Origin of the sequence: Pseudoalteromonas denitrificans DSM 6059 (genome assembly GCF_900112265.1) — a bacterium.
In the GTDB taxonomy this organism is placed as follows: Bacteria; Pseudomonadota; Gammaproteobacteria; order Enterobacterales; family Alteromonadaceae; genus Pseudoalteromonas; species Pseudoalteromonas denitrificans.
Genome location: NZ_FOLO01000016.1, coordinates 43,776 through 66,285 on the forward strand (window position 1 = coordinate 43,776; position 22,510 = coordinate 66,285).

Below are 22,510 nucleotides of genomic sequence, written 5' to 3' on the forward strand. Positions count from 1 at the left end.
TTTTAAATTAGTAAATTGAACTTGCTAGTTCGCTATTTTACACTAGTTTTAAAGGCAGACTCTTCATCAGGGCTTGTCTTTTTATGGCAACATCAGGACCAGATATATCATTATCGGCTGAACAACTCTTAGCGGAAAGAAAGCGCTTAGAAACCATGTTTAAAGACCAGTTTACTAAATTTATAACTGTGATGTTCACTGATTTAGTCGATTCTACAAAAATGACTGAATCGCATGGTGATTTGACCTCTCGTGAATTAATTAAACGTCATGACGATATTATTAAAACCATAATTCATACGCACCATGGCAAATTAGTTAAAACCATGGGTGATGGCACAATGTCCTATTTCGAAGAAGCACAAAATGCCATGTCAGCCGCCGTTGCGATTCAAAAAAAGCTTCAAGATGTCAATAAAAACAAAGAAAATAATATACCAATTAATGTACGTATCGGCTTGAATTATGGCGAGGGCATAGTTGAAGAAAAGGATATATTTGGCGATGTTGTTAATGTTGCGGCTCGCTTTGAGGCACTCGCGCAATCAGGTGAAATTTATTTATCAGAGTCAGTATTTCAAGCCCTACCAGATAAAGGCGAATTTTATACGCGCATAATTAAACAAGCCACGTTAAAAGGTAAATCAGAGCCTGTTAATGTGATGAAGTTATTTTATAAAGCAGATGAAATTGAATACGACATTAATCATATTGAATCAAATCCAACGTCTGGTGGTATCAGTGTCTTTGGTATTTTTAGAGTCATCATTTTTTTTATAATCATCGCAAGTATTATTTATGCCTTAATGTGGAGCGTAACATTTTTTGAAAAAACACCTGAAGTTGAAGACGTCAGATCCAAAAAACATACAACACAAGTTATAAAAGACATTAAAGAAAACCCTATTACTAAAATAAGGTCTAAAACTAATGCAAAAAGAACGGCTTAAAATACCTTTATTAAGTAAAGTAGTTTTTGTTGTTTCAGGTATATTAGTTATATATTTAGCGAGCATTTCTCAGGTGCCTGAGGTGGCAATTTGGACTGGGTACGGGTTTGTTGTCATCGGTTTAGTGCTTAAAAAACGAAAATATATAAAACATGATGCGACTCGTATATTTGTAATTGTTTTATTAGGTTTTGTGTCTATTCGATACTTAATGTGGCGTATAACAGATACTTTAGTTTATACAGGGGCTTTTGATTTCTTTTTTATGGCCTTAGTTTTTGCAGCCGAAATAGAAGTTTCTATGGTGCATTTTGTCGGTTTGTTTTCAAATATGATGCCTGTAAGAAGGCCTGTCTCTCCTAAAATTCCACATACTTTAAGTAAAATACCCAGCGTTGATATTTTTATTCCTACTTTTAATGAGCCTGTTGAAGTGGTTGAAATAACAGCATTAGCTTGCCTAGACTTAGATTATCCTAAACAAAAAGTGAACATTTACATTTTAGATGATGGTGGCACTGAGGCTAAACGAAATGATCCTATTTTGGGTAGCACCGCATGGTATCGACATAATAGGCTCAAAGAGTTTGCAAAAGATCATCATATAAAATATATCACTCGCGCTAAAAATGAAAAGGCAAAGTCGGGTAATATTAATAATGCGTTAAAACAAACCTCAGGAGAGTTAATTTTATTTTTAGATTGTGATCATGTACCTGGACGAGAATTTTTACGTGAAACCGTTGGTTGGTTTTTAAAAGACCCTAAATTATTTTTAGTTCAAACGCCTCATTTTTTTGTCAATCCAGATCCTTTAGAGCAAAGCATGCATACATTTCATACTGTACCCAGTGAAAATGAAATGTTTTTTCGCTCATCTTTACCGGGTATCGACTTATGGAACTCTTCGTTTTTTTGTGGTTCTGCCGCAGTACTTAAACGTAAATATTTAGAAGAAGTTGGTGGTGTGCATGGTGAAACAATCACAGAAGATGCCGAAACATCAATGAAATTGCATAACATGGGTTATAACAGTCTTTATTTAAATAAGCCCATGGTATGTGGTATGACACCTGAAACATTCAGTGATTTTATCTTACAACGTACTCGCTGGTGCCAGGGAATGATACAGATTGGATTAATGTTTAATCCAATCATGCAAAAGGGACTCAGTTGGTATCAAAAAGTGTGTTATTCAAGCTTTTATATTTTTTGGTTTTTTGGACTGGCAAGAGTGATGTTTTTGATTGCACCGAGTTTATTCTTAATTTTTGGCTTGCAAATATATCATGCATCGGTTGATTTGGTTTTGGTCTACGCTTTACCACATTTATTAGCAAGTTTAATTTCAGCAGACATTATATATGGCCGTTATCGTTGGCCGTTATTTTCTGAATTATATGAAAGTATTCAATCTTTGTTTTTGTTCCCCGTTGTTTTAGGGGTGATTGCTAACCCTAAATCACCAGCTTTTAAAGTCACACCTAAAGGTCAGACGCATGAAGAAATGAAACTGAGTCCGTTAGCGAAACCATTTTATTTTATTTGTTTTATATTATTACTTTCTATTCCATTTGCTATTCATAAATGGCAAACAATGCCTTTATTACGAGACACCATAGAAGTGTGTAGTGTCTGGCTAATGTTCAATTTACTTATGGCATTCAGTGCTATGGGGGTTTTTTGGGAAAGGCATCAAGTGCGTCATTTTCATCGCGCCATTATGAGTGAACAAGTTAAATTTTCTATAGATGATAAAACAAAACCATTTTGTGCCAGTGTGACCGATATTTCAATCTCAGGCATTGGGCTTTTATTACCTGATGAGCGCCCTTGGGGTAAAGAACAGAACATCAAAGTACACTTTAAAGATAAATATGGCCGCCATTATCATTTACAAGCCATTGTTAAACGTATCATAAAAAGGGATAAACACATTTATTTAGGATGTGAATTTGTTGATGTGAAAAGTCATTTTAGTGAACTTATTCACCTTATATATGGTGACAGTCAAAAATGGCAAGACTTTTGGTTTAGACCCCTTAAAAAACCGTCTGTACTGCGTATTATGTGGATGTTTTTAAAGTGTGGAAAAACAGGTTTTGTTGAGACCTTTTCAGGTCTGAAAAAACTACTTTTAGAAAGTAAAAAATCAGGAAAACAGCCGAAGGAGAGTGAGTTATGAATTTTGTTTGGGTCAAAATATTACTCTTATTGCTACTCATTTGTAGCAATGTTGCGATGGGTAAAACAATCAAGGTACCGCTCACTGATATCTTTCCGGTGAAAAGTTTAGACTTAAGGTGCATAGATGCAAAATATGAACTTAAGTTGCCAATACCTGAACGCTGGAAAATAAACAGTGCGCGTTTAAGTTTCAGCTATATTAATTCCGCCTCATTATTAAAAAAGAATTCTCAACTTGTAGTTAGGCTAAATGGTACACCACTGGCACAAATGAAGTTAGACCCTAATGCCCCAGAAGGGAGTGCTGAAATTAATCTTCCACCACTCTTATTACAAGCAGGTTATAACAACGTTACTTTTGGTGTCAGCCAGCATTATGCGACTCAGTGTGAATTGCCTTGTGTACCAGAGCTTTGGACACGATTAAAATTAGACCAAGCATTTATTGAATTTGATTATCAGCTAAAAGAATTACCACAAAAAATATCTCAGGTTGCTTCCGCTTTATTTGATGAAAAAAGCTTTGTTGATAATAAAGTTAATATCATTACGCAAGACCGCACTGATAAAGTACTTTCTTTAGTAGGGGGGGTCGCCTCTGGTATTGGCATTAGGTTCAATTTTCAACCTCTTGAATTTACTTCTTTGTCTCAAATACAAGAAAATAGTGATAACTTATTAATAGGTACGAAGGAGTTTGTAGAATCTTACTTAGCACAATATGATATAGAATTTGATGTTTCTAAACCCGTTGTTAAAATATTTCCTCTGCCTACTAAGGTGTATGATGAAGAAAATGGTGACTACTTCCGCGCTGATAAACGACATGCCTTGATAGTGATTAGCGGTATCACAGAAAAAGAAATTAGATTGGCTGCTGACTCTTTTGATATTTTATCATTGCCTTTTCCGGACTCATCCAAAATGGAGCTTTATGAATTTGAAATACCGGATATAAAATTATATTCGGGTAAAAATACTTTAGGCACAGGTGTTGACTATCCATTTAGTAAAATGGACTTCACAACGCACACCTTTAGAGGGTTTGCGGGTTCAAATAAACAGATAAACTTTAGATTACCGCCTGATTTTTTAATTAAACCAAACCAATATGTGAAAGTGAAACTTAACTTTGCATATGGTGCGGGTTCTCGTCTTGACTCTGTTTTAAATGTACTTTTAAATGAAAAGTATATTGCATCTATTCATTTAGATGATCCCAGAGGCGGGTTAATCAGTAATTATGAAATTGATTTGCCAACTTATTTATTTAAAGGCGGCGCTAATTCACTTTCATTTCAACCTGTAATGACGCCATTGATCACTGAGAACTGTAGTTTTGTTCATACGGAAAACTTGTTTTTAACCTTGTTTGATAACTCAAATTTACATTTCCCTGATATGCCACATCAAATTACGATGCCCAGATTAGATCTTATGTTTGTAAATGGCTTCCCTTATACACGTTGGCCTGATGGTTATCAGGCAAAAATATATATTCCCCAAGTAAATGATCAAACCGTTGCAGCGGCACTCAATATTATGGGGTTATTAGGGCAAAAAAATGGTTACCCTTTATTGAGTATGGAAATTACCAGTACACTTCCACAAAAATATGATGGTGAATTAATTGTGATTGGTAAAATATCAGACTTACCTAAAAAGTTGGCTGAAATAGCACCGCTGTCAGTTGGTGAGCAATACCGTGTTCCTTATCCCGTATTTAAATCTTCTGATGATGAAAATACAGTCGCAATTTCGACACAAGACAGTGAAATTAGTTTACAAAAAGGCATTTTAATGCAATTTCAGTCGCCAGATGTATTAGGTCGAAGCATCGTTATGCTAACGGCTAAAAGCGATGAAACGGTAGAAAAATTAAGTCAGGCTGTGACGCGAGGCGGCGTACAGTCAAATATTAAAGGCGACCTTGTTCTAATTGATTTCATTCAAGATGAAAATGCTGAGCCCGAAAGTACTAAGTTTAACTATGCAACAACAGCTATAAAAGTTGGTAAAAGCTATATTACAGGCAAAGGCGGAAAAATATCACCAATTGAGTCGATAATGGTCAATAATCCAAATTTATATTGGGGACTTATTTTTGGATTGATCATTATATTTGCATGGTTGTTCTATTGGATTTTAAATCGCCGACGTATCAATAGGCAAAATCAAGCCCAATAACATTGTTGGGGTAAATAATGAAATCAGTCAGTTTGATTATATGCTTACTTAGTTTCAGCTTATTAGCGCAAGCTGAAGAATATAGCCTGCTATTTAGCCGAGGACAAAATCTTCAGCAAAGTAGAGAAAATGCCATGATAGCAAGTGGCATAGTACCTTTCTCGTGCATTGTTGCCAATCAGGTTGGTAGCTTTATTGTTCGCTGTGGGGTAACAGATAAAAAGTCTCTGCTTAACTGGCAAGTTTTGATGGATGAATATGATATTAAAACTCAAATAATGCCTTACACTGAAGGGGCGGATGTTGTTTTATTTGAATACCTTCCTATTACACTCAGTGAAACCACACAAAAATATTTAATCGAAATTGCTGCAAAACAACTTAACTTTTCAGCTAAAAAAAATGAACATCAGAAAACAGAAATTGCTGATGTCTCGTGGGATAAAGAACAAGTACGCCAAGGTATGTATTTTATTGATAGAGGGTGGGCGGCTTACAATAACAAAGAGTTTATATTGTCAGAAAATTTGTTCTCTTTAGCCTATAAAGTGGCACTTTTACAAAATGCAGCGCTATTTGGTCAGGCGTTGACAAATATGGAGTTAAATCATTTAGACAAAAGTTTAAAACAACTCAAAAAGTTATATCAAGAAAAATTTAACTTAAATGATGTTTTACCCGTTTTACTTGCTGTCGCTGAGCAATTACAAGATCATAAAACTGTGACTGAAATTTTACCTGAATTAACGCCTGAACAAAGAGTTATTTGGCAGCAAAGGTTATTAAAAATCGAATTTAGCCGTTTTGTAAATGAGAAAAAAACTCATAAAAATGATTATGATAAAGCCAATAAATTTACTTCATTATTAAATAATTGCATGGCGCTAGACGCCTGGTTTAAATTAATAAAGCAAGCAGAAAAGCGCAATTACAATGGCAGTTTAACTTGGGTTGAAATTTTAAGTCAAACCTGCCAAAAACAAAATGAACTCATGGCGCTGGCTTATGCTGGCGTAAAATTAAACTATAAAAATAAAGGCATTGTTGAAAGTGACAAATTTTTAATAATGTTATCAAGTAAAATTAATAATACAAAATTAAAAAATAAATTAGATAAATTGAGATTTGATATGCTGATGCAAGCGGCAAATCTAGAAAAAAATCTAGATATTAAAAAGTCACTTTATTCTAAAATATTAAAGATTTGGCCTAATAATCAAAATGGTCGCCAAGCCGCAGCTTGGCTGGAGTATGAAATAAAAAACTACCAAAAAGCTTATAATTTGTTTTTACCTAATTGGCAAAAATTTGGCAATAAAAAAGCATTGAAAGGCATGGTCTATGCTTTGATTGGTCAAAATAAGAGTAAAAAGGCCTTGATACTTGCTAAAAATAATCATCAGGAAGATTTATACTTAATTGCCTTAAAGCGTATGCTTTCAGATGAAAAAATACCTTCAAAAAATAGCTTTGATATCGCTCAAAAAGTCCATGCCTTGGAAGCCGATTATCAACCTGCATTAGCTGCTTTATCTTGGTACTCGTTTGAAAAAAAAGATTATTTAAAAGCAAAGTCGTACTTTGAACATTGGTACTCTCTAAGCCCGCTTGATAAAAGCATCGCCCAAGGGTTATTAGATAGTATGGTGAATTTAGGCATGCTAATACCTGCTTTAAATATGGCAAAAAAAATTGATGGGGTGAACTTTAAATTACAACCTAAAGTATTATCTGAAACAGCCATGTCTGCATTTACAAAAAAAAATTACCAACAGGCAATTGAATCCTTTGAACAAATCATGCAAAAACAAAAGTTAACTCAAGCTCAAAGCTCAGTTTATGCGTGGTCGTTATTTCATCAAAAAAAGTATCATAAAAGTAAAAATGAATTTGAACAATTATTTGTGAAACACGATCAGGATGATTATTTGCAAGGTTTGATTTCTTCTTTAGAAAATTTAAAAGATCAAAGCGCTTTAAGCATTTTATATGAAAAGTTAGCTCTAAATAGTAAATATGATATTTATACGGCTAAAAATGATTATCAAAATGGTCAGTGGTTAAATGCCTCTTTTACAGACCCAAGTCATGAGATATATGGAAACTTGCATAAAGCTTTTATTTGGTATGATATCGACTGGAATATGAAAGAGGGAGACAAAGGCATTAGTAAGCTTGACTTACTGACACAACAATTAGGTTTATCGTATAGTTTTTCAGTAAAGCATCAAATAAATATTATGCTTAATAAATACAAAACAGATGCACAAATAAGGCCTCAAAACCCCAGTTTTGGCCGTGATTATTTAAACTTGTTTATCAATGAACAAAAAACAACATCGTCTGAGATTTGGCCAGCGATTGAATACTTATACCAAGGTAAAAATAGTGTTTCTTTGAATTTTGCAAAAGCCCCCTTATTAGATGAAATGGATAAAACGTATTGGGGCAGTTTGAGTTGGAGAAATAAAAGCTGGTGGGTTCAGTTATATCAGGATGGTATTTTAGAGTCGCAACTGTCTTTATTGGGCCAAAAAGACCCATATAGCAGTGAATACTTTGGTGCAGCGTATAAAAAAGGGCTTCAAGTTGAATACACATTCACATTACAAACACCCTGGCTTGCTAATGTATCAGGTAACTTCTCTAATATCAGAGGCCAAAATATTATAGATAATAGAGAGTATGACTTGAACTTTAGTGTAAATCGCTCATTTGATTTTGATTGGGCAAACATTAATGGTGGAGGTTTTATACAGTGGCAAAGTTATCAATACAATTCAAATGCTTATCAATTTGGGCATGGCGGTTATTTTAGTCCTCAAAACATGGGGATTATAGGTTTATTTTCCCGTATTCATCAATATGACATTAAAAACTGGTGGTATGTAGATTTATCGATAAATTACTTTAACTGGCAAACAAAAAATATAGCTTTATATCCTTTAGATAATCGTTTTGAGCAATTAAATGAGGAGGATAAGGATGGGATTGGTGGGGCGGTTGCAGCTGAGAAACATTGGTTAATATCAAAACATTGGGAGCTAGGTGCAGGCCTGCAATATAGTATATCTCCTGGATATAAACATGCTAAATTTGGTTTGACCTTACGTTATTTATTTGGTGCTAGAAGCAATTTATGGCCAAGAAATAAAATACTTGAAACAAAAAGAAATATTAATAGTTATAACCAAAGGTTGGTTGAAAAATAAAACTCAGTTTTTGAAACTTACCTATTTAAAAAAGGGGTACTGCGTTTTAATTGTTGCGTGAACTTTTTTGCCGAGATAGGTTTAGAGATTAAAAACCCTTGAATAAAGTCACAATGTGCATTTTTTAGCAGTTGCATTTGGGCTTGAGTTTCAACACCTTCTGCAATAACTTGTAATCCAAGTTTATGAGCCATTACAATGATTGCTTCGCATAAAGCCTGATTTTGCGGTGAAAACTCTAAATCGCGAACAAATGCTTGATCAATTTTCAAAAAGTTAATATCAAATTTTGTTAAATATGAAAGAGAAGCATAGCCAGTTCCAAAATCATCAAGTGATATTTCGATGCCTTGTTCTTGAAAATTACTGAGCTTTTCTTTTGTTTCAGGGCAGTCTTCTAGTAATAACCCTTCTGTTATCTCAATGCAAATTCCATAATGTAAATTAAGTTCTTTTACCGTTTTACTCCATAAAGCATCAACAGTATTGTTGGATGCTTGAAACTGTACTGGAGATTTATTTACACTAATTTGAAAAAGTGGATCAAATTCATCTTGCCACAGCTTTACTTGTTTTGCCGCTGTTGTAAAAACCCAATTTCCTATGCTTTCGATAATGCCTGAACTTTCGGCTAAGGGAATAAAATCAGCAGGGTTGATCATGCCAAGTTCAGCATGATGCCAGCGTAATAAAGCCTCAGCTTTAAATACCTTATTATTGGATAAGTTTATTATAGGTTGATATAAAACTTCAAAATCTTGTTCAATAATAGCGAGTCTAAGCTCTTGCATTAATGAATGATTTTTTTCTGCATCTAATCTGAGTTGCTCAGTGAAATAATTAAATTGTTTGCGGCCTCTGTTTTTTGACTGGTACATGGCTTGATCGGAAAACTTAAGTAATTCATCCATTTTATCTGTATGTTCAGGAAATAAAGTTATGCCTATGCTGGCAGAAACAAAAACAGACTCATTGCCAATATAAAAAGGTAATTCCAACGTTTGAATTATTTTTTGTGCTACTAGGTCAATGCTTTGGTTATCTTGAATTTGACTTAAAATTACGGTGAATTCATCGCCCCCTATGCGCGATACAGTATCTGATTCTCGTAGAATAAGCTTAATGCGTTCAGATGCTTCAATTAATAATAGATCACCGGCATCATGACCTAGTGTATCGTTAACTTCTTTAAAGTGATCTAAATCTATAAAAAATAATGCAAATTTATCACAATTCCTTTTGCTCTTTATTATTTCTTGTTTGAGTCTGTCTGCAAACATGTTGCGATTAGGTAGTTGGGTGAGTGAGTCAAAATTTGCTTGTTGCCAAATTACAATTTGAGACTGTTTTTTATCGGTAATATCTAAAATAGAGCCCACCATTCTAAAGGGGATACCATGTTTATCCCTAATGGCTTCTCCTACAATTTGAAACCAAAGTTCATGGTGTTTTTGAGAAAACAATCGACATTCAACATTAAATGAAACAAAAGGGTCATCTAAATGTTGTTGCAGTTGAAATTCAAACTCGCCAACATCTTCAGGATGTAATTGCTCTAATAATGTTGCCCAGTTATTACCAAAAGCTAAGTTATCATAGCCTAATAAATCGGTAAATTTTGTTGAATAATATACTGAATTTGATTTGATGTTCCAATCCCAAACACCGGCACTGGAACCTTTTAAAGCCAGTTCATATCTTTGTTGGTTAACAATTAATTGAGATTGTATTTTATTCAGTTCAGAAATATCTTCAACACAGCCTACATAAGCAATGAGTTTATTACGGCTATCAAAAATGGGATGGGCATTCACGTGTAGTTGTAATTGATGGTTATTTGGGAACTTCATTCTAAAGGTATAAGAAAATACCTGTTTTTTTGCGATACAACGATTCCAATATTTTAAAATTGCCACCTTATCTTTAGGATGAAAGTAAGTGGCGTATCCTTGTCCTAATGTTTGTTCAAGCGTTAAACCAAGTAATTTTTGCAATGCTTTATTTGTATAGGTGCAGTGACCTTTGGGATCTGTTTCAAATATACCTGAAGGTGCATTTTCAGTTAATCGATAAAATTGATTGTTTCTGGCTTTTGAAGTTTGTTTCACATCAATTCCTTTTAATGATACTCGCCATTTCAAGATAGCTGAGTGCCATTTATATCCACTTTAAGTTTAGCTCAAACGTCAAAGTATCACGTATAGATAACCTATTTTAAGATTATAGTTCAAGAATAAAAAAATATTTTATGAATTTAAAAATAACGTCTATGTTTAATAACATAGCTGATAGGAGGTCATGTGGGACAAGTGAAAAAAATAATGATAGTGGATGATAGTCGGGTCTCAAGGATGATGATTAAAAGCATTGTTGTAGACAAAAATCCGCATTGGGAAGTTTTAGAAGCGGGTAATACGGATGAGGCGTTAAAACTGAGTATAAACCAAGTTATTGATTATTTTTCTGTTGATTTAAATATGCCAGGGCGTGATGGCTTAGAGTTAATTGAATTACTTAAACCTGAATTTAAAAGTTCAAAGTTTGCACTTTTGACCGCAAATATACAACAAGCAACCCATGAAAGGGCTGAAAAACTCATTGTGCAATGCTTTAATAAACCTGTAACTAATGAAAGCATTAATCAAATGCTGAGGTATTTCAATGAATGAGGCTAATTTATTGAATGATCTTGAACAAGACTTTTTGGTTGAATTATTTAACTTAGGCATAGGCAAAGCGGCTGATTCTTTAAGCCAAATTGTTAATCAGGAAATTTTATTATCAGTACCTGATGTTGAGTATATTTCTCTTGAAACTTTAAATGAAAAAATGGGCGGGCACAAGGAGATTTGCAGCGTATCTCAATCGGTTAAAGGACAGTTTTGCGCAAATAGCATGCTACTCTTTCCGGAGCAAAGCAGTTTAGAAGTTGTAAAAAAAATGCTCGGTGATCAGTATTCAGATGAAACAATTGTTGAACTTCACCAAGAAGGTTTTACTGAGATAGGTAATATTGTTTTGAATGCATGCATAGGATCACTTGCTCAATCATTTGATGCCGAATTTAAAGTGGGTTTACCTTTTTATCAGATAGGTTCTGCCGATGATGTATTGCAAGCACCAGATCAGGAAAATATTTTATTTATTCGCATAAACTTAGTTTTAAGTGAAAGCAAAGTGGAAGGGTATTTAATTTTTTTATTGGAGCAATTATCGTTTTCAAAATTTAAAGGTATGCTTAATCAGATGATAAAAGGACTTTTATCTAAATGAAGCCTGACAAAGATATTGATTTTGAAATTATAGATCAAATTAGTGTCGGCCTGATTGGTATTACATCACAAAGAAATATATTTCTTTGGAATCTTTGGATGGAGCAATATAGCGGTTTAAAGTCGAATATCACGTTAGATAAATCGTTAGCGAGTATTTTTCCTCAAGCTTATTCAGGGCGATTATTGAATGCAATAAATACTGTATTTGAACATAAAATGCCCTCTCTTTTATCTAATGTTTTTAATCATACTGTATTTCCTCTATATAGTTTTAATCAAAGTTTAATTCAGCAATCGATTAATGTTTTTCCGGTAAATTATAAAGGTGAAACATGCTGCATTATTCAGGTGATTGATGTTTCTGCAGCAGTTGCAAGAGAGCAGGCATTAGAGTGTCAGGTGATAGAACGCAAAAAAGCAGAGCTGGCTAAAAGTGAATTTTTAGCCAATATGAGTCATGAAATTAGAACGCCTTTAAATGGCGTATTAGGTATGTTGGAGCTATTAAAATGTGATGATTTAGCACCCAAAACACAGGAATATATTAATGTCGCATATTCCAGTGCAAACGCATTATTATATATCGTAAATGATGTCTTGGATTTTTCTAAAATAGAAGCTGGGAAATACGATATTGAACTTACCTCTTTTAATCTTTTAGAGTTTTTGGAGGAAATTATTCTATCGTTTGCTATGGCAGCACAACAAAAAAGAGTTGAGCTCAACTTGGATGCATCTAAACTAAAGATTATGATGGTTAAAGGAGATCCTAACCGAATCAAGCAAGTTTTAATGAATGTCATTTCTAATGCTTTAAAATTTACTGAAGTTGGACAAATAACGGTAAAAGTGGAAATTTTACCGATAGACCATCAAAATGCACAATTTATATGCCAGGTGATTGATACAGGGATAGGTATTAAAAAACAATGTCAAAAAGCGCTGTTTTCACCTTTTAAGCAGGCTGATACCTCTATTGCATTAAAGTATGGGGGAACAGGGCTTGGTTTATCTATCGCACGCCAATTATGTCATCTTATGGGAGGAGATATTGAAGTAAAAAGTGAAGTTGGGCAAGGGAGTTGTTTCACTTTTGATATTATGCTGAACTATAAAGCTGTGCATATTGAAAAGCCCATTTTAAAAAATAAGCAGGCATTGATTATAGGGCTAAGTACACTCAGTGCGAGTATTTTAAGTGCATACTTAACTGAAGCCGGTTGTGATGTTTTAATAACTGACTCTGTGCTTGAAATTTCAGATTTTACACAAGCAGAGATTGAGTTTTTATTTATATCAGCTGAATTTTATGAAAAACATTTTGATTTAATTAATCTACATATTCATCATAGAGGCTCGAAAATAAAACCGATAGCTGTTTATCCTTATTTTTTAAAGTCTAAACATATTAAATCCCCCTATGTATTAACCCAGCCAATTTTAAAGTCGAACTTACTTGATTTGATCCAAGATAAACCAAAGCCTGTTAAAAAAAGTATGTCTTTGACGCAAGGTTTACAAAGGCACCTATATATTTTAGTTGTTGAGGATAATCCAATAAATCAAATTGTGATCAAAGAAATTTTAACTAAGTTGGGCTATCAGTTTAAACTGGCTAAAGATGGCATTGAGGCGTTAGATATTTTACAGAATCCTCAAAATCCTATATTTGATGTTATTTTAATGGATTGTAAAATGCCTAGGTTAGATGGCTTTGAAACCACCCTATGTATACGGCAGGGAAAGGCGGGTGATAAATATAAAAGTATTCATATTATCGCGCTTACTGCCAATGCAATCGAAACTGAAAAGCAGCACTGCTTTGACTCTGGCATGGATGACTTTTTAAGTAAACCTATAGATGTTGAAAAATTGTTCCAAACATTAAATACGTTTGAAAGCAATAAACTTAAAATAACTTAAACTGTGTATTTGTATCTGACTTTTACTTTGGTTTGATAGCAGTTTAATGCTGCCTGCACTGTAATATGTCATCTAGAAATTGGTCTCACTTGTTAAGATTATCACTGAGGAAATAGGTATCTCCTTTTTGTTGAAGCATTGAGTATGTTGTAATTAATAGATTTATTAACTCTGCTTTCAAGTCATAAAATTGAAATTTTACTAAAACAAAACTGTCACTTAAGCGCAATCTAAGTGTCATTATTTCCTCATAGAATTGACCCTAATATTTTGATAGATAAATTACCTATAGGGTTATAGTGATGAAATACGTCAAACCTCTGTTGTTAGCCTCAGCAATTGCAATCAGCTTTACGAGTTCAGCAAGCGATCTAGATAAAGTGATCTCTTCAAGTAGTCAAATTAATGAAACAGCTGCTACTTCACAAATTAAAATTGATAAAATTGCAGATTCTATGCAATCAAGATTGCAACAATTCAAAACCTTAAATAAGGAAGTTGAAGGTCTTGAGGTTTATAACAAACAAGTTCAAAAACAAATCACTAATCAGCTAACTGAAATGGCAGAATTAGCTGCGTCTATGGATCAGGTTTCGGTGATTGAACGCCAAATTACACCTTTAATGCTTCGTATGATCGCCGGCTTAGAGCAGTTCATCACATTAGATGTGCCATTTTTAGCTCAAGAGCGCAGTGAACGTATCAATAAACTTAAGAAAATGATGGATAGTGCTGATATAGCCTCCAGTGAAAAATTTAGACGTGTACTAGAAGCATACCAAGTTGAAGTTGATTATGGACGCACCATAGAGGCGTATACACAATTGCTTGTTGTGGATGGTGTTGAGCGTGAAGTTGACTTTTTGCGAGTAGGACGCCTCGATTTAATTTATTTAACACGTGATGGCAAACAAGCGGGTGTGTGGGATAAAAAAGCAAAAACATTCATTGTTTTACCAGACTCTAATATCAGTCAAATTAACAAAGGTTTGCGTATTGCACGTAAACAACTTGCGCCAAATATGATCAGTTTACCCGTTCAAGCCGCTGAATAAGGACATTAATATGAAATTTGTAAAAACACTCATCTTAGGTGGTTTGTTTACAACCGCAACTTCGCAAGTTAACGCTCAAGCCATAGATTTAGATCAATTATTAAAAACGATTGAACAAGGTCAGCAAGTACAAACTGTACAAAATAAACAACGTGAACAAGCGTTTATTTCTAGTCAGTCACAACAAGTCGCTAAATTAAAACAAGTTCAAAATAATCGTAATCGTTTATTGCAACAGTCTGAAAATTTAGAAACACAGTTTGAAGAAAATGAAATAAAACTTGGTAATTTAACGGGGGCATTAAATAAACGCATGGGGTCCTTAAAGGAGTTATTTGGTGTACTGCAACAAGTTGCTGGAGATACTAAAAATAAATTTTCGACTTCAAATATATCGGCCGAATTGCCTGGGCGTGGAAAATTTATGGATGAGTTAGCCCAAAAAATGGGAGAAAGCTCAAAACTTGCTTCCATAGAAGATATTGAAAAAGTGTGGTTTGAACTACAAAGAGAAATGACAGAGCAAGGTAAAGTTAAACGTTTTGAGTCAGAAGTTATTATTTCGGGTGGCAGTAAAATAAAGCAGGAAGTTGTACGTGTTGGCGCTTTTAATTTGATTTCAAACGGAAAATACCTTGAATACAATGACAATACACAATCGTTATCTGAACTTACACGTCAACCTACAGGAAGGTTTTTAGACAGTGCGCAAGATATGCAAATAGCAAAGTCTGGTTTTGTTGATTTTTATTTAGATCCTACGGGCGGCTCTATTTTAGGTTTATTAGTGCAAGCACCCGGTGTCGATGAGCAAGTGCATCAAGGTGGTTCGGTGGGTTATGTGATACTTGCTGTTGGTTTAATTGCACTCATTATTTCACTTGAACGCTTTATTTCTTTATTTTTAATCGGGGGAAAAATGCGTCGCCAATTAAAAGATAAAGTTGCCCGTGATGATAACCCTCTTGGTCGAGTGATGAAAATTAAAGATCAATTTCCACATGTTGCCTACGATACTTTGGAACTTAAATTAAGTGAAGCTATTTTACGAGAAATGCCAAAAATTACACGTAACCTTACTTTAATTAAAATTATTTCAGTAGTTGCCCCGCTTTTAGGTTTATTAGGTACAGTTACGGGCATGATCAATACTTTCCAAGCGATCACCTTGTTTGGTACCGGTGACCCTAAATTAATGGCGGGAGGGATTTCTCAAGCACTTGTCACAACAGTACTCGGTTTGGTTGTTGCAATACCCACGGTTTTTCTTTACACAATTTTAAATACGCGTTCAAAAGGTTTGTTATTAACACTTCAAGAGCAAAGTGCAGGCATTATCGCAGAACGAAGTGAGTCGTCAGAGCTTAATAAAGAAGGGGCCTAACATGGTGCTCATCTTGGATGCAATTACTGCAATCCGTGAGTTTTTAGATACAGGTGGCCAGGTGTTATTGGCCATTGGTGTACTCATTTTTGCAATGTGGTTATTGATTTTAGAGCGGTTTATTTTTCTTTCTTTTGGCTATCGGTCATATAAAAGTAAGTTAAAAAATACATGGTTTGCCAGAAATGAAAGAAATAGCTGGAATGCAGCGCAAATAAAACAAGCCTGGGTATCACGTGCGAGTATGAAGCTAAATGCAAATTTACCTTTGATCAATGTAATGGTGGCTTTATGTCCTTTATTAGGTTTGATGGGCACAGTCACTGGTATGATTGAAGTATTTGATGTGATGGCTATAACGGGTACTGGTAGTGCACGTTCAATGGCATCAGGGGTATCAAAAGCAACAATTCCCACAATGGCGGGCATGGTTGGTGCGCTATCGGGTGTATTTGCTTCTACTTATTTGCAACGAAAAGCAAAACGAGAAGTGGCGTTGTTAGAAGATAAAATGGTTTTAGATCATTAAGTTTAAAGGGTGATTTAATTCACCCTGATATTAAGTAGGATAAGATTATGAGAGCACCACTAGCACAAATTTTTCAAGAAGATGAAGCGGAAGAGATTAACATGACACCCATGTTGGATGTTGTTTTTATTATGCTTATTTTCTTTATTGTGACAGCAACCTTTGTAAAAGAGTCTGGTATAGATGTGAACCGACCTGAGGCTGCGACAGCAGTTAAAAAAGAAAGAGCAAGTATATTAGTTGCTATCTCAGATGAAGGTGCCGTTTGGATCAATAAACGTCAGATCGATATTCGTGCGGTACAAGCCAATATTGAAAGGTTAAAAGCTGAGAATCCACAGGGTTCAGTTGTTATCCAAGCGGACAAAAAATCAACCACAGATACTTTAATAAAAGTGATGGACGCAGCAAGAGCTGCGGGTGTTTTTGATGTCTCTATTGCGGCACAAGAAGCTTAGATTTAATAGGATTATTATGCGTTATTTAATTTCATTTATTATCGCGGCATTTGTTACTTTAGCACTATTTTTAGGAATGCAGTCATTGATCCAAAGTGGTGATGGCCAGCTATCTGAGCCTGCAAAAGGTAATGTTTTGGATTTTGTTCGTTTAAAAAAAGAACAGGTCGTTGAGAAGAAGCAACGTAAGCCACAAAAACCGCCAAAACCAAAAGAGCCTCCACCGCCTATGGAGGCGCCAAAAGTAAGTAATAGCAAGGCACAAGCGCAAACGTCAAGTTTTGATTTTGGCGCTAACATTGATGCAGATGTGAATTTAGGCAGTGGTTTGTCTTTAGGGTCGGGAGATGGAGAGTATTTACCTATTGTTAAGGTCTCTCCTGTTTATCCTAGGCGTGCATTATCTCGGGGTATTGAGGGATATGTCATAGTGGAATTTACAGTAACAAAAAATGGCACTGTTATAGCCCCTGTTGTTGTTAATGCAAAACCGGAAGGATTATTTGACCGTGCTGCAATGGATGCTGTGCTTAAGTTTAAATATAAACCTAGAGTCGTCGATGGTGAGGCTGTGGCTGTAGCGGGTGTGCAAAATAAAATTAGCTTTGAGATAAGTGGTTAAGGAATAAAACTATGCAAAAAATAAAATCGACAATTATTTATTCAGCCTATTTTGTTGCGGCTATAACATTACCAAGCATGATTTCTATTGTGCCGGGGATCTCTATTTTTACTGCGTTTGCTGAAGAAGTTAAAACTAAAAAAGTTCCCGCATTGCGTAACAAGGTATATGCTCAGCTAGCAAGGGCACAAAAATTAGCAGATGATGGTAAGGTCGCTGATGGCTTAGCAGCATTGGATGATATTAAACGTAAATCGGGCAGTATGAATGATTATGAAGTTGCTATGATGCATAACTTTTATGGTTTCATTTATTACAATCAAAATGATTTACCAAAAGCCATTAATGCATTTGAACTTGTAGTTGAACAAAACAATATTCCAGAGTCTTTAAAATTATCAACTTTATTCAGCTTAGCGCAGCTGGCGATGGCACAGAATCAATATTCAGAAGTTGTGAATTATTTAACGCGTTGGGATGAAATTAATATAAAACCAAAAACAGATAGTTATTATGTCCTTAAATCACAAGCATTATATCAAGATAAACAATTTCAAATGTCACTTGATAATATCTCATTGGCCATAGACTTAGCCGAAACGGATAATAAGATACCAAAAGAAAATTGGCTCGTTTTGCAAAGAGCATTATTTTACGCTTTAAATCAAACAGATAAAGTAACAATTGTGCTTGAAAAAATGGTCAAGTTGTATAATAAGCCTAAATACTGGTTACAGCTTGGCAATATGTATGGTGAATTAGGTGAAGAAGCTAAACAACTGGCTATTTTTGAGTCGGCAAAACAGCAAGGTTTTATTACTAAAAAGTCTGATATTAGAAATATGGCACAGGTTTATTTATTTAATGGGTTAGCATTTAAAGCAGCACAAATGATGCAAAATGGCTTAGATACTGGTGTGGTTGATAGTAATGATAAAAACTTTGCTTTTGTGGCTGAATCTTTTATGCAAGCAAAAGAAGATGAGCAGGCGATTTTATTTTTTAAAAAGGCATCTAAAATTTCAAAAATAGGGAAGTATGATCAAAGGCTTGCTGAGCTATATCTTAATAATGAGCTGTTTGAAGAAGCAGCAGACTCAGCGCGTTTAGCCTTGGATAAGGGGCTTGCTGAAGGAGAGTCAAATTCATATATCGCCCTAGGTATGGCACAGTATAATTTAGAAAATTTTGATGCATCAATCTTGGCTTTTGAGCAAGCGAAAGAGCACATTAAAGCACGCAAATTGGCTTCTCAATGGTTAAAGTTCGTAAAGCGAGAACAATTAAACGCACAAACATTAAAAACGGCTTATTTGTAATTAATATCAATAACGAGATTAGATTTTAAATCTAACGAGTCAGGCGTATTGTATTTTTATACTGCAAAGTAATAATAATTTAAAATATTTAAATCAATATTGTCTCTTTAACCTCTTCTATGAAGAGGTTTTTTATTTTTATGAAGAAAATATATTGCCATGGCACAATCCATGTAAAGATAAAGATAGCGTTGTCATTTTTAGTATGGGTTTAAGGAAATTGGTTTTAATATGAATAACAAAAGTGCAGTGATCCGTTGGGGAATTATTGGTTGTGGGGCTGTAACCGAAATAAAAAGTGGACCTGCATATCAAAAAATATCTGGCTTTGAATTAAGTGCTGTTATGCGAAGAAATTTAAATAAAGCCCAAGACTATGCAGCGAGGCATCAGGTTGCATCTTATTTTAGTGATGCAAATGATATTATTAATAATGATGACATTGATGCTATTTATATTGCAACGCCACCGGATAGCCATAAATATTACGCATTACAAGTGGCAGCTGTGGGAAAACCTTGTTGTGTTGAAAAACCTTTATCTCCAAGTTATGCGGATAGCCTTGAAATATACAAAGCGTTTAAAGATAACAATATTCCACTATTTGTTGCTTATTATCGCAGATCTTTACCGCGTTTTAATAAAATAAAACATATGTTAGAGAAGGGGGAAATTGGTGAGGTGAGGCATGTTAGTTGGCACTTAAATAAGTCTCCCAGTGAACTTGATTTATCAGATAGTGATAATTGGCGAACAAATAAAATAGTCGCTCCTGGTGGTTATTTTGATGATTTAGCCAGTCATGGATTAGACTTATTTGCATATTTATTTGGTGATTTTGATGAGGTAAAAGGCATTGGCATGAATCAACAAAAATTATACTCCTCATTTGATGCGGTAACTGCATGTTGGCATCATAAAAGTGGTATAACAGGTGCTGGAAGTTGGAACTTTGGCGGTTATTCAAGACAGGACAGTGTTGTAATTTATGGTTCAAAAGGTGAAATATCGTTTTCTATTTTTGATGAAGTTCCCATTCGTTTAAAAACTCAAAATAATTGCGATGAGATTTTTGTTGAACATCCTGAAAATATTCATTTGTATCATGTTCAGAATATCAAATCACACTTACTAAACAATCAATTGCATCCTTCTAATGGCGAAACTGCAACACATACTAGCTGGGTGATGGAAAAAATATTAGAGGATTAAACCTGAGCATCAAACCTCTCATTTGGATAATAAACACAACTGGTGAATTAAAAAAACTTAACTATACTCATAAAAAATAAAAATCTATATTATCAAGTTGATAGAATGTTTAAATTAGAAAAACTCTCTTTTTTTATTGGTCTATCACTTAGTGCTAACCTGTGGGCTACTGAGTCTGATAATAAAGATGTTTTTCTTTTATCATTAGAGGAGTTAATTAATACTCCTGTAGAAGCTGCAACAAAAACCAAAGAAAGCGCTGAGAAATTACCCGCAGTTATCACAGTGATCACAGCACAAGATATTCAACAATATGGTTACAATAGCATTGCAGAAGTGATGAGACATGTCACAGGGTTCATTGATAATTATGATCTGGCATTACATAACTTTGGTGTGAGAGGCATTAACTCAGGAGTACGCTCTGGAAGTAGAACAGTCAAGTTTATGATTGACGGAACACCCATTGCTTTTAGAACAACTTCTCAGAATTTCATTGATCAAGAACTTATTCCTATGATTATGATAGATAAAGTTGAAGTGATCAGAGGACCAGGTTCAGCATTATATGGTGCAAATGCATTTTTGGGTGTGGTCAATATTGTCACTAAAAGCGTTGAGAACATTCAGTCCCAAGGTATCACTGCAAATATTTCAACGAGTAAATTAGAGAATGCAGGTTCTGGTTATCATGCCTCACTTATAGGTGGGCAAAGCGCTGGAAAATTCGAATATAGTGCTGGGTTATCATTAACGAGTGAAGACAGGCTTGGTATTAAATTACCTAGACACTCTCCAAATTATCTTACTTTTGAGAACGCGACTTCGATTACAACAGATGACTATCACGCTTTGAACATTTATGCACGTTCAAAATATCAAATAAGTGAACACAGTGATGTTAAAGTAACAGGCTATTTTCAAAGATTGAATATTGATAATACCTTCACAGATTTAAATGCATTATCAGGCACTGGACCAAGTCGAATTGGATATGATAATTATTTTTTTAAACTCAATTTTCAAAAAACATTCAATAATCAGTTTACGCTTTCAACCTTTGGTTCATTTTCTGAAGGAGATACAACTGATGATGATAAAGTTGAATTGGGCGCAGATAGCTTTTATTTAACACGACGTACAGGGTACAAAAGTTTCGATTTTGGAGCCGAACTTAAAGTGGCATTATCTGAGCAACACAATTTGCTTATTGGCATTGAAACACGAAACGATGACCAGAAATTAGAAACTTTTAATAGAGTTGAGCGCTTAAGTGGCATTATCACTCCTTTAACACATCAAAAAGATAAAAAAATTCACTCTGATGCTTTATTTGCTCAGTATCAGTTTCAATTTAATGATTATTGGAATGCTATTTTGGGCTATCGTATCGATAATGATTCAATTATAAATAAACAAGAATCCTATAGAGTGGGTTTAGTAGGTCAGTTACCTTGGGACATGTCATTAAAAATGCTTTCTGGCAGTGCGTTTCAAACACCTTCTCCTGAGTTGTTATTTCGAGAATCTGGACAAGCCGGGGATATTATCGGGAATCCAAATTTACGAGCTCAAAAAGCAACGACAAATGAAATATCACTTTCAGCACCTATATCAGCCAACTTACATATCACAACAACTTTATATCAAACAAAAGTGGATGACTTAGTCACCTTTAATAGTAACTCAGTGAATTTATTTGCTGAAAACAGTACTAAAAGTGAAACAAAAGGTTTGGAATTAGAAACTAGGTTTCAGTGGCATAATTTCAGTGGTTATTTTAATTATTTCTATCAAGACACCTTTCGTGAACCAAATCCAAATTCTTTGTATATTTTACAATATCAAAAAAGCGGTGAGCTTTTCCCTAAACAAGCCGCTAATTTAGGACTGAGTTATTATTACCCTGATGCAAAGTTGACTCTCAGTCTGAATAATCGTTGGCTTGATAGTCGCCCTGCATCAACATTAAATATATTGGAAGCGAAAGGTTTTTATGAATTAGACGCGTATATCGATGGCACCTTATCATTAACAACTTCAGCACTGAGCTTAATTAAAGGTAAAAAAACACAATTCAAATTTCAAATAAGGGATCTTTATGATAGTAATTATGTTGATCCTGGTTTTGGTGGTATTGAATTTCCTTCGTTAGGACGTCGTTTCTCTTTATCTATTCAGCAAAGTTTTTAGGTGA

16 protein-coding genes are annotated in these 22,510 nt (G+C 34.5%); 15 read left to right on the forward strand and 1 reads right to left on the reverse strand.

Annotated features, from left to right (window positions below):
• The first annotated feature begins 83 nt into the window (after positions 1-83).
• Genes BM088_RS11780 through BM088_RS11795 form a run of 4 tightly spaced genes read left to right on the forward strand, consistent with a single transcriptional unit; the run spans position 84 to position 8,536 of the window.
• A complete protein-coding gene (locus BM088_RS11780; RefSeq protein WP_091983935.1) occupies positions 84-950 on the forward strand; it encodes an adenylate/guanylate cyclase domain-containing protein in 867 nt (288 codons plus the stop codon).
• The gene (gene bcsA / locus BM088_RS11785) at positions 931-3,135 is read left to right on the forward strand and encodes a UDP-forming cellulose synthase catalytic subunit (RefSeq protein WP_091983937.1); all 2,205 of its coding nucleotides are present in this window, start codon (positions 931-933) and stop codon (positions 3,133-3,135) included. The genes BM088_RS11780 and bcsA overlap by 20 nt, the downstream gene beginning before the upstream one ends.
• Complete coding sequence (locus BM088_RS11790) at positions 3,132-5,324, forward strand: cellulose biosynthesis cyclic di-GMP-binding regulatory protein BcsB (protein ID WP_091983939.1); 2,193 nt, start codon at positions 3,132-3,134, stop codon at positions 5,322-5,324. Before bcsA ends, BM088_RS11790 begins: the two co-directional genes overlap by 4 nt.
• A 17-nt stretch (positions 5,325-5,341) precedes the next feature.
• Positions 5,342-8,536, forward strand: coding sequence for a cellulose synthase subunit BcsC-related outer membrane protein (locus BM088_RS11795; protein ID WP_091983941.1), 3,195 nt, complete (start codon positions 5,342-5,344; stop codon positions 8,534-8,536).
• Between the two features lie 17 nt (positions 8,537-8,553).
• On the opposite strand, the gene BM088_RS11800 is transcribed toward BM088_RS11795, so the two are convergent.
• Entirely contained in the window at positions 8,554-10,644 is a 2,091-nt protein-coding gene (locus tag BM088_RS11800) for a sensor domain-containing protein (RefSeq protein WP_091983943.1), read from the reverse strand.
• Between the two features lie 192 nt (positions 10,645-10,836).
• Between BM088_RS11800 and BM088_RS11805 the strand changes: the two genes are divergently transcribed.
• The 11 genes from BM088_RS11805 to BM088_RS11855 all read left to right on the forward strand — a co-directional run bounded on the left by BM088_RS11805 (position 10,837) and on the right by BM088_RS11855 (position 22,506).
• On the forward strand, positions 10,837-11,205 hold the full coding sequence (locus BM088_RS11805) for a response regulator transcription factor (RefSeq protein WP_218156508.1): 369 nt from the start codon (positions 10,837-10,839) through the stop codon (positions 11,203-11,205).
• The gene (locus BM088_RS11810) at positions 11,198-11,809 is read left to right on the forward strand and encodes a chemotaxis protein CheC (RefSeq protein ID WP_091983945.1); all 612 of its coding nucleotides are present in this window, start codon (positions 11,198-11,200) and stop codon (positions 11,807-11,809) included. Before BM088_RS11805 ends, BM088_RS11810 begins: the two co-directional genes overlap by 8 nt.
• On the forward strand, positions 11,806-13,734 hold the full coding sequence (locus tag BM088_RS11815) for an ATP-binding protein (RefSeq protein WP_091983947.1): 1,929 nt from the start codon (positions 11,806-11,808) through the stop codon (positions 13,732-13,734). Before BM088_RS11810 ends, BM088_RS11815 begins: the two co-directional genes overlap by 4 nt.
• A 302-nt stretch (positions 13,735-14,036) precedes the next feature.
• Positions 14,037-14,789 (forward strand): DUF3450 domain-containing protein, encoded by a 753-nt coding sequence (locus BM088_RS11820; RefSeq protein WP_091983949.1) that lies wholly within the window; start codon positions 14,037-14,039, stop codon positions 14,787-14,789.
• Between the two features lie 10 nt (positions 14,790-14,799).
• Positions 14,800-16,173, forward strand: a complete 1,374-nt coding sequence (locus BM088_RS11825) for a MotA/TolQ/ExbB proton channel family protein (protein WP_091983952.1) — start codon at positions 14,800-14,802, stop codon at positions 16,171-16,173.
• Between the two features lies 1 nt (position 16,174).
• Positions 16,175-16,702, forward strand: a complete 528-nt coding sequence (locus BM088_RS11830) for a MotA/TolQ/ExbB proton channel family protein (protein WP_091983954.1) — start codon at positions 16,175-16,177, stop codon at positions 16,700-16,702.
• A gap of 47 nt (positions 16,703-16,749) precedes the next feature.
• Complete coding sequence (locus BM088_RS11835) at positions 16,750-17,160, forward strand: ExbD/TolR family protein (protein ID WP_091983956.1); 411 nt, start codon at positions 16,750-16,752, stop codon at positions 17,158-17,160.
• Positions 17,161-17,176: 16 nt separating this feature from the next.
• A complete protein-coding gene (locus BM088_RS11840) occupies positions 17,177-17,782 on the forward strand; it encodes an energy transducer TonB (RefSeq protein WP_091983958.1) in 606 nt (201 codons plus the stop codon).
• A gap of 11 nt (positions 17,783-17,793) precedes the next feature.
• Complete coding sequence (locus tag BM088_RS11845) at positions 17,794-19,101, forward strand: tetratricopeptide repeat protein (protein ID WP_091983960.1); 1,308 nt, start codon at positions 17,794-17,796, stop codon at positions 19,099-19,101.
• A 231-nt stretch (positions 19,102-19,332) separates the two neighbouring features.
• Positions 19,333-20,313 carry a Gfo/Idh/MocA family protein gene (locus BM088_RS11850; protein WP_091983962.1) on the forward strand — a complete coding sequence of 327 codons (981 nt, stop codon included), beginning with the start codon at positions 19,333-19,335 and terminating at the stop codon, positions 20,311-20,313.
• 105 nt (positions 20,314-20,418) lie between these two features.
• A complete protein-coding gene (locus BM088_RS11855; protein WP_091983964.1) occupies positions 20,419-22,506 on the forward strand; it encodes a TonB-dependent receptor plug domain-containing protein in 2,088 nt (695 codons plus the stop codon).
• Positions 22,507-22,510: the final 4 nt, after the last annotated feature.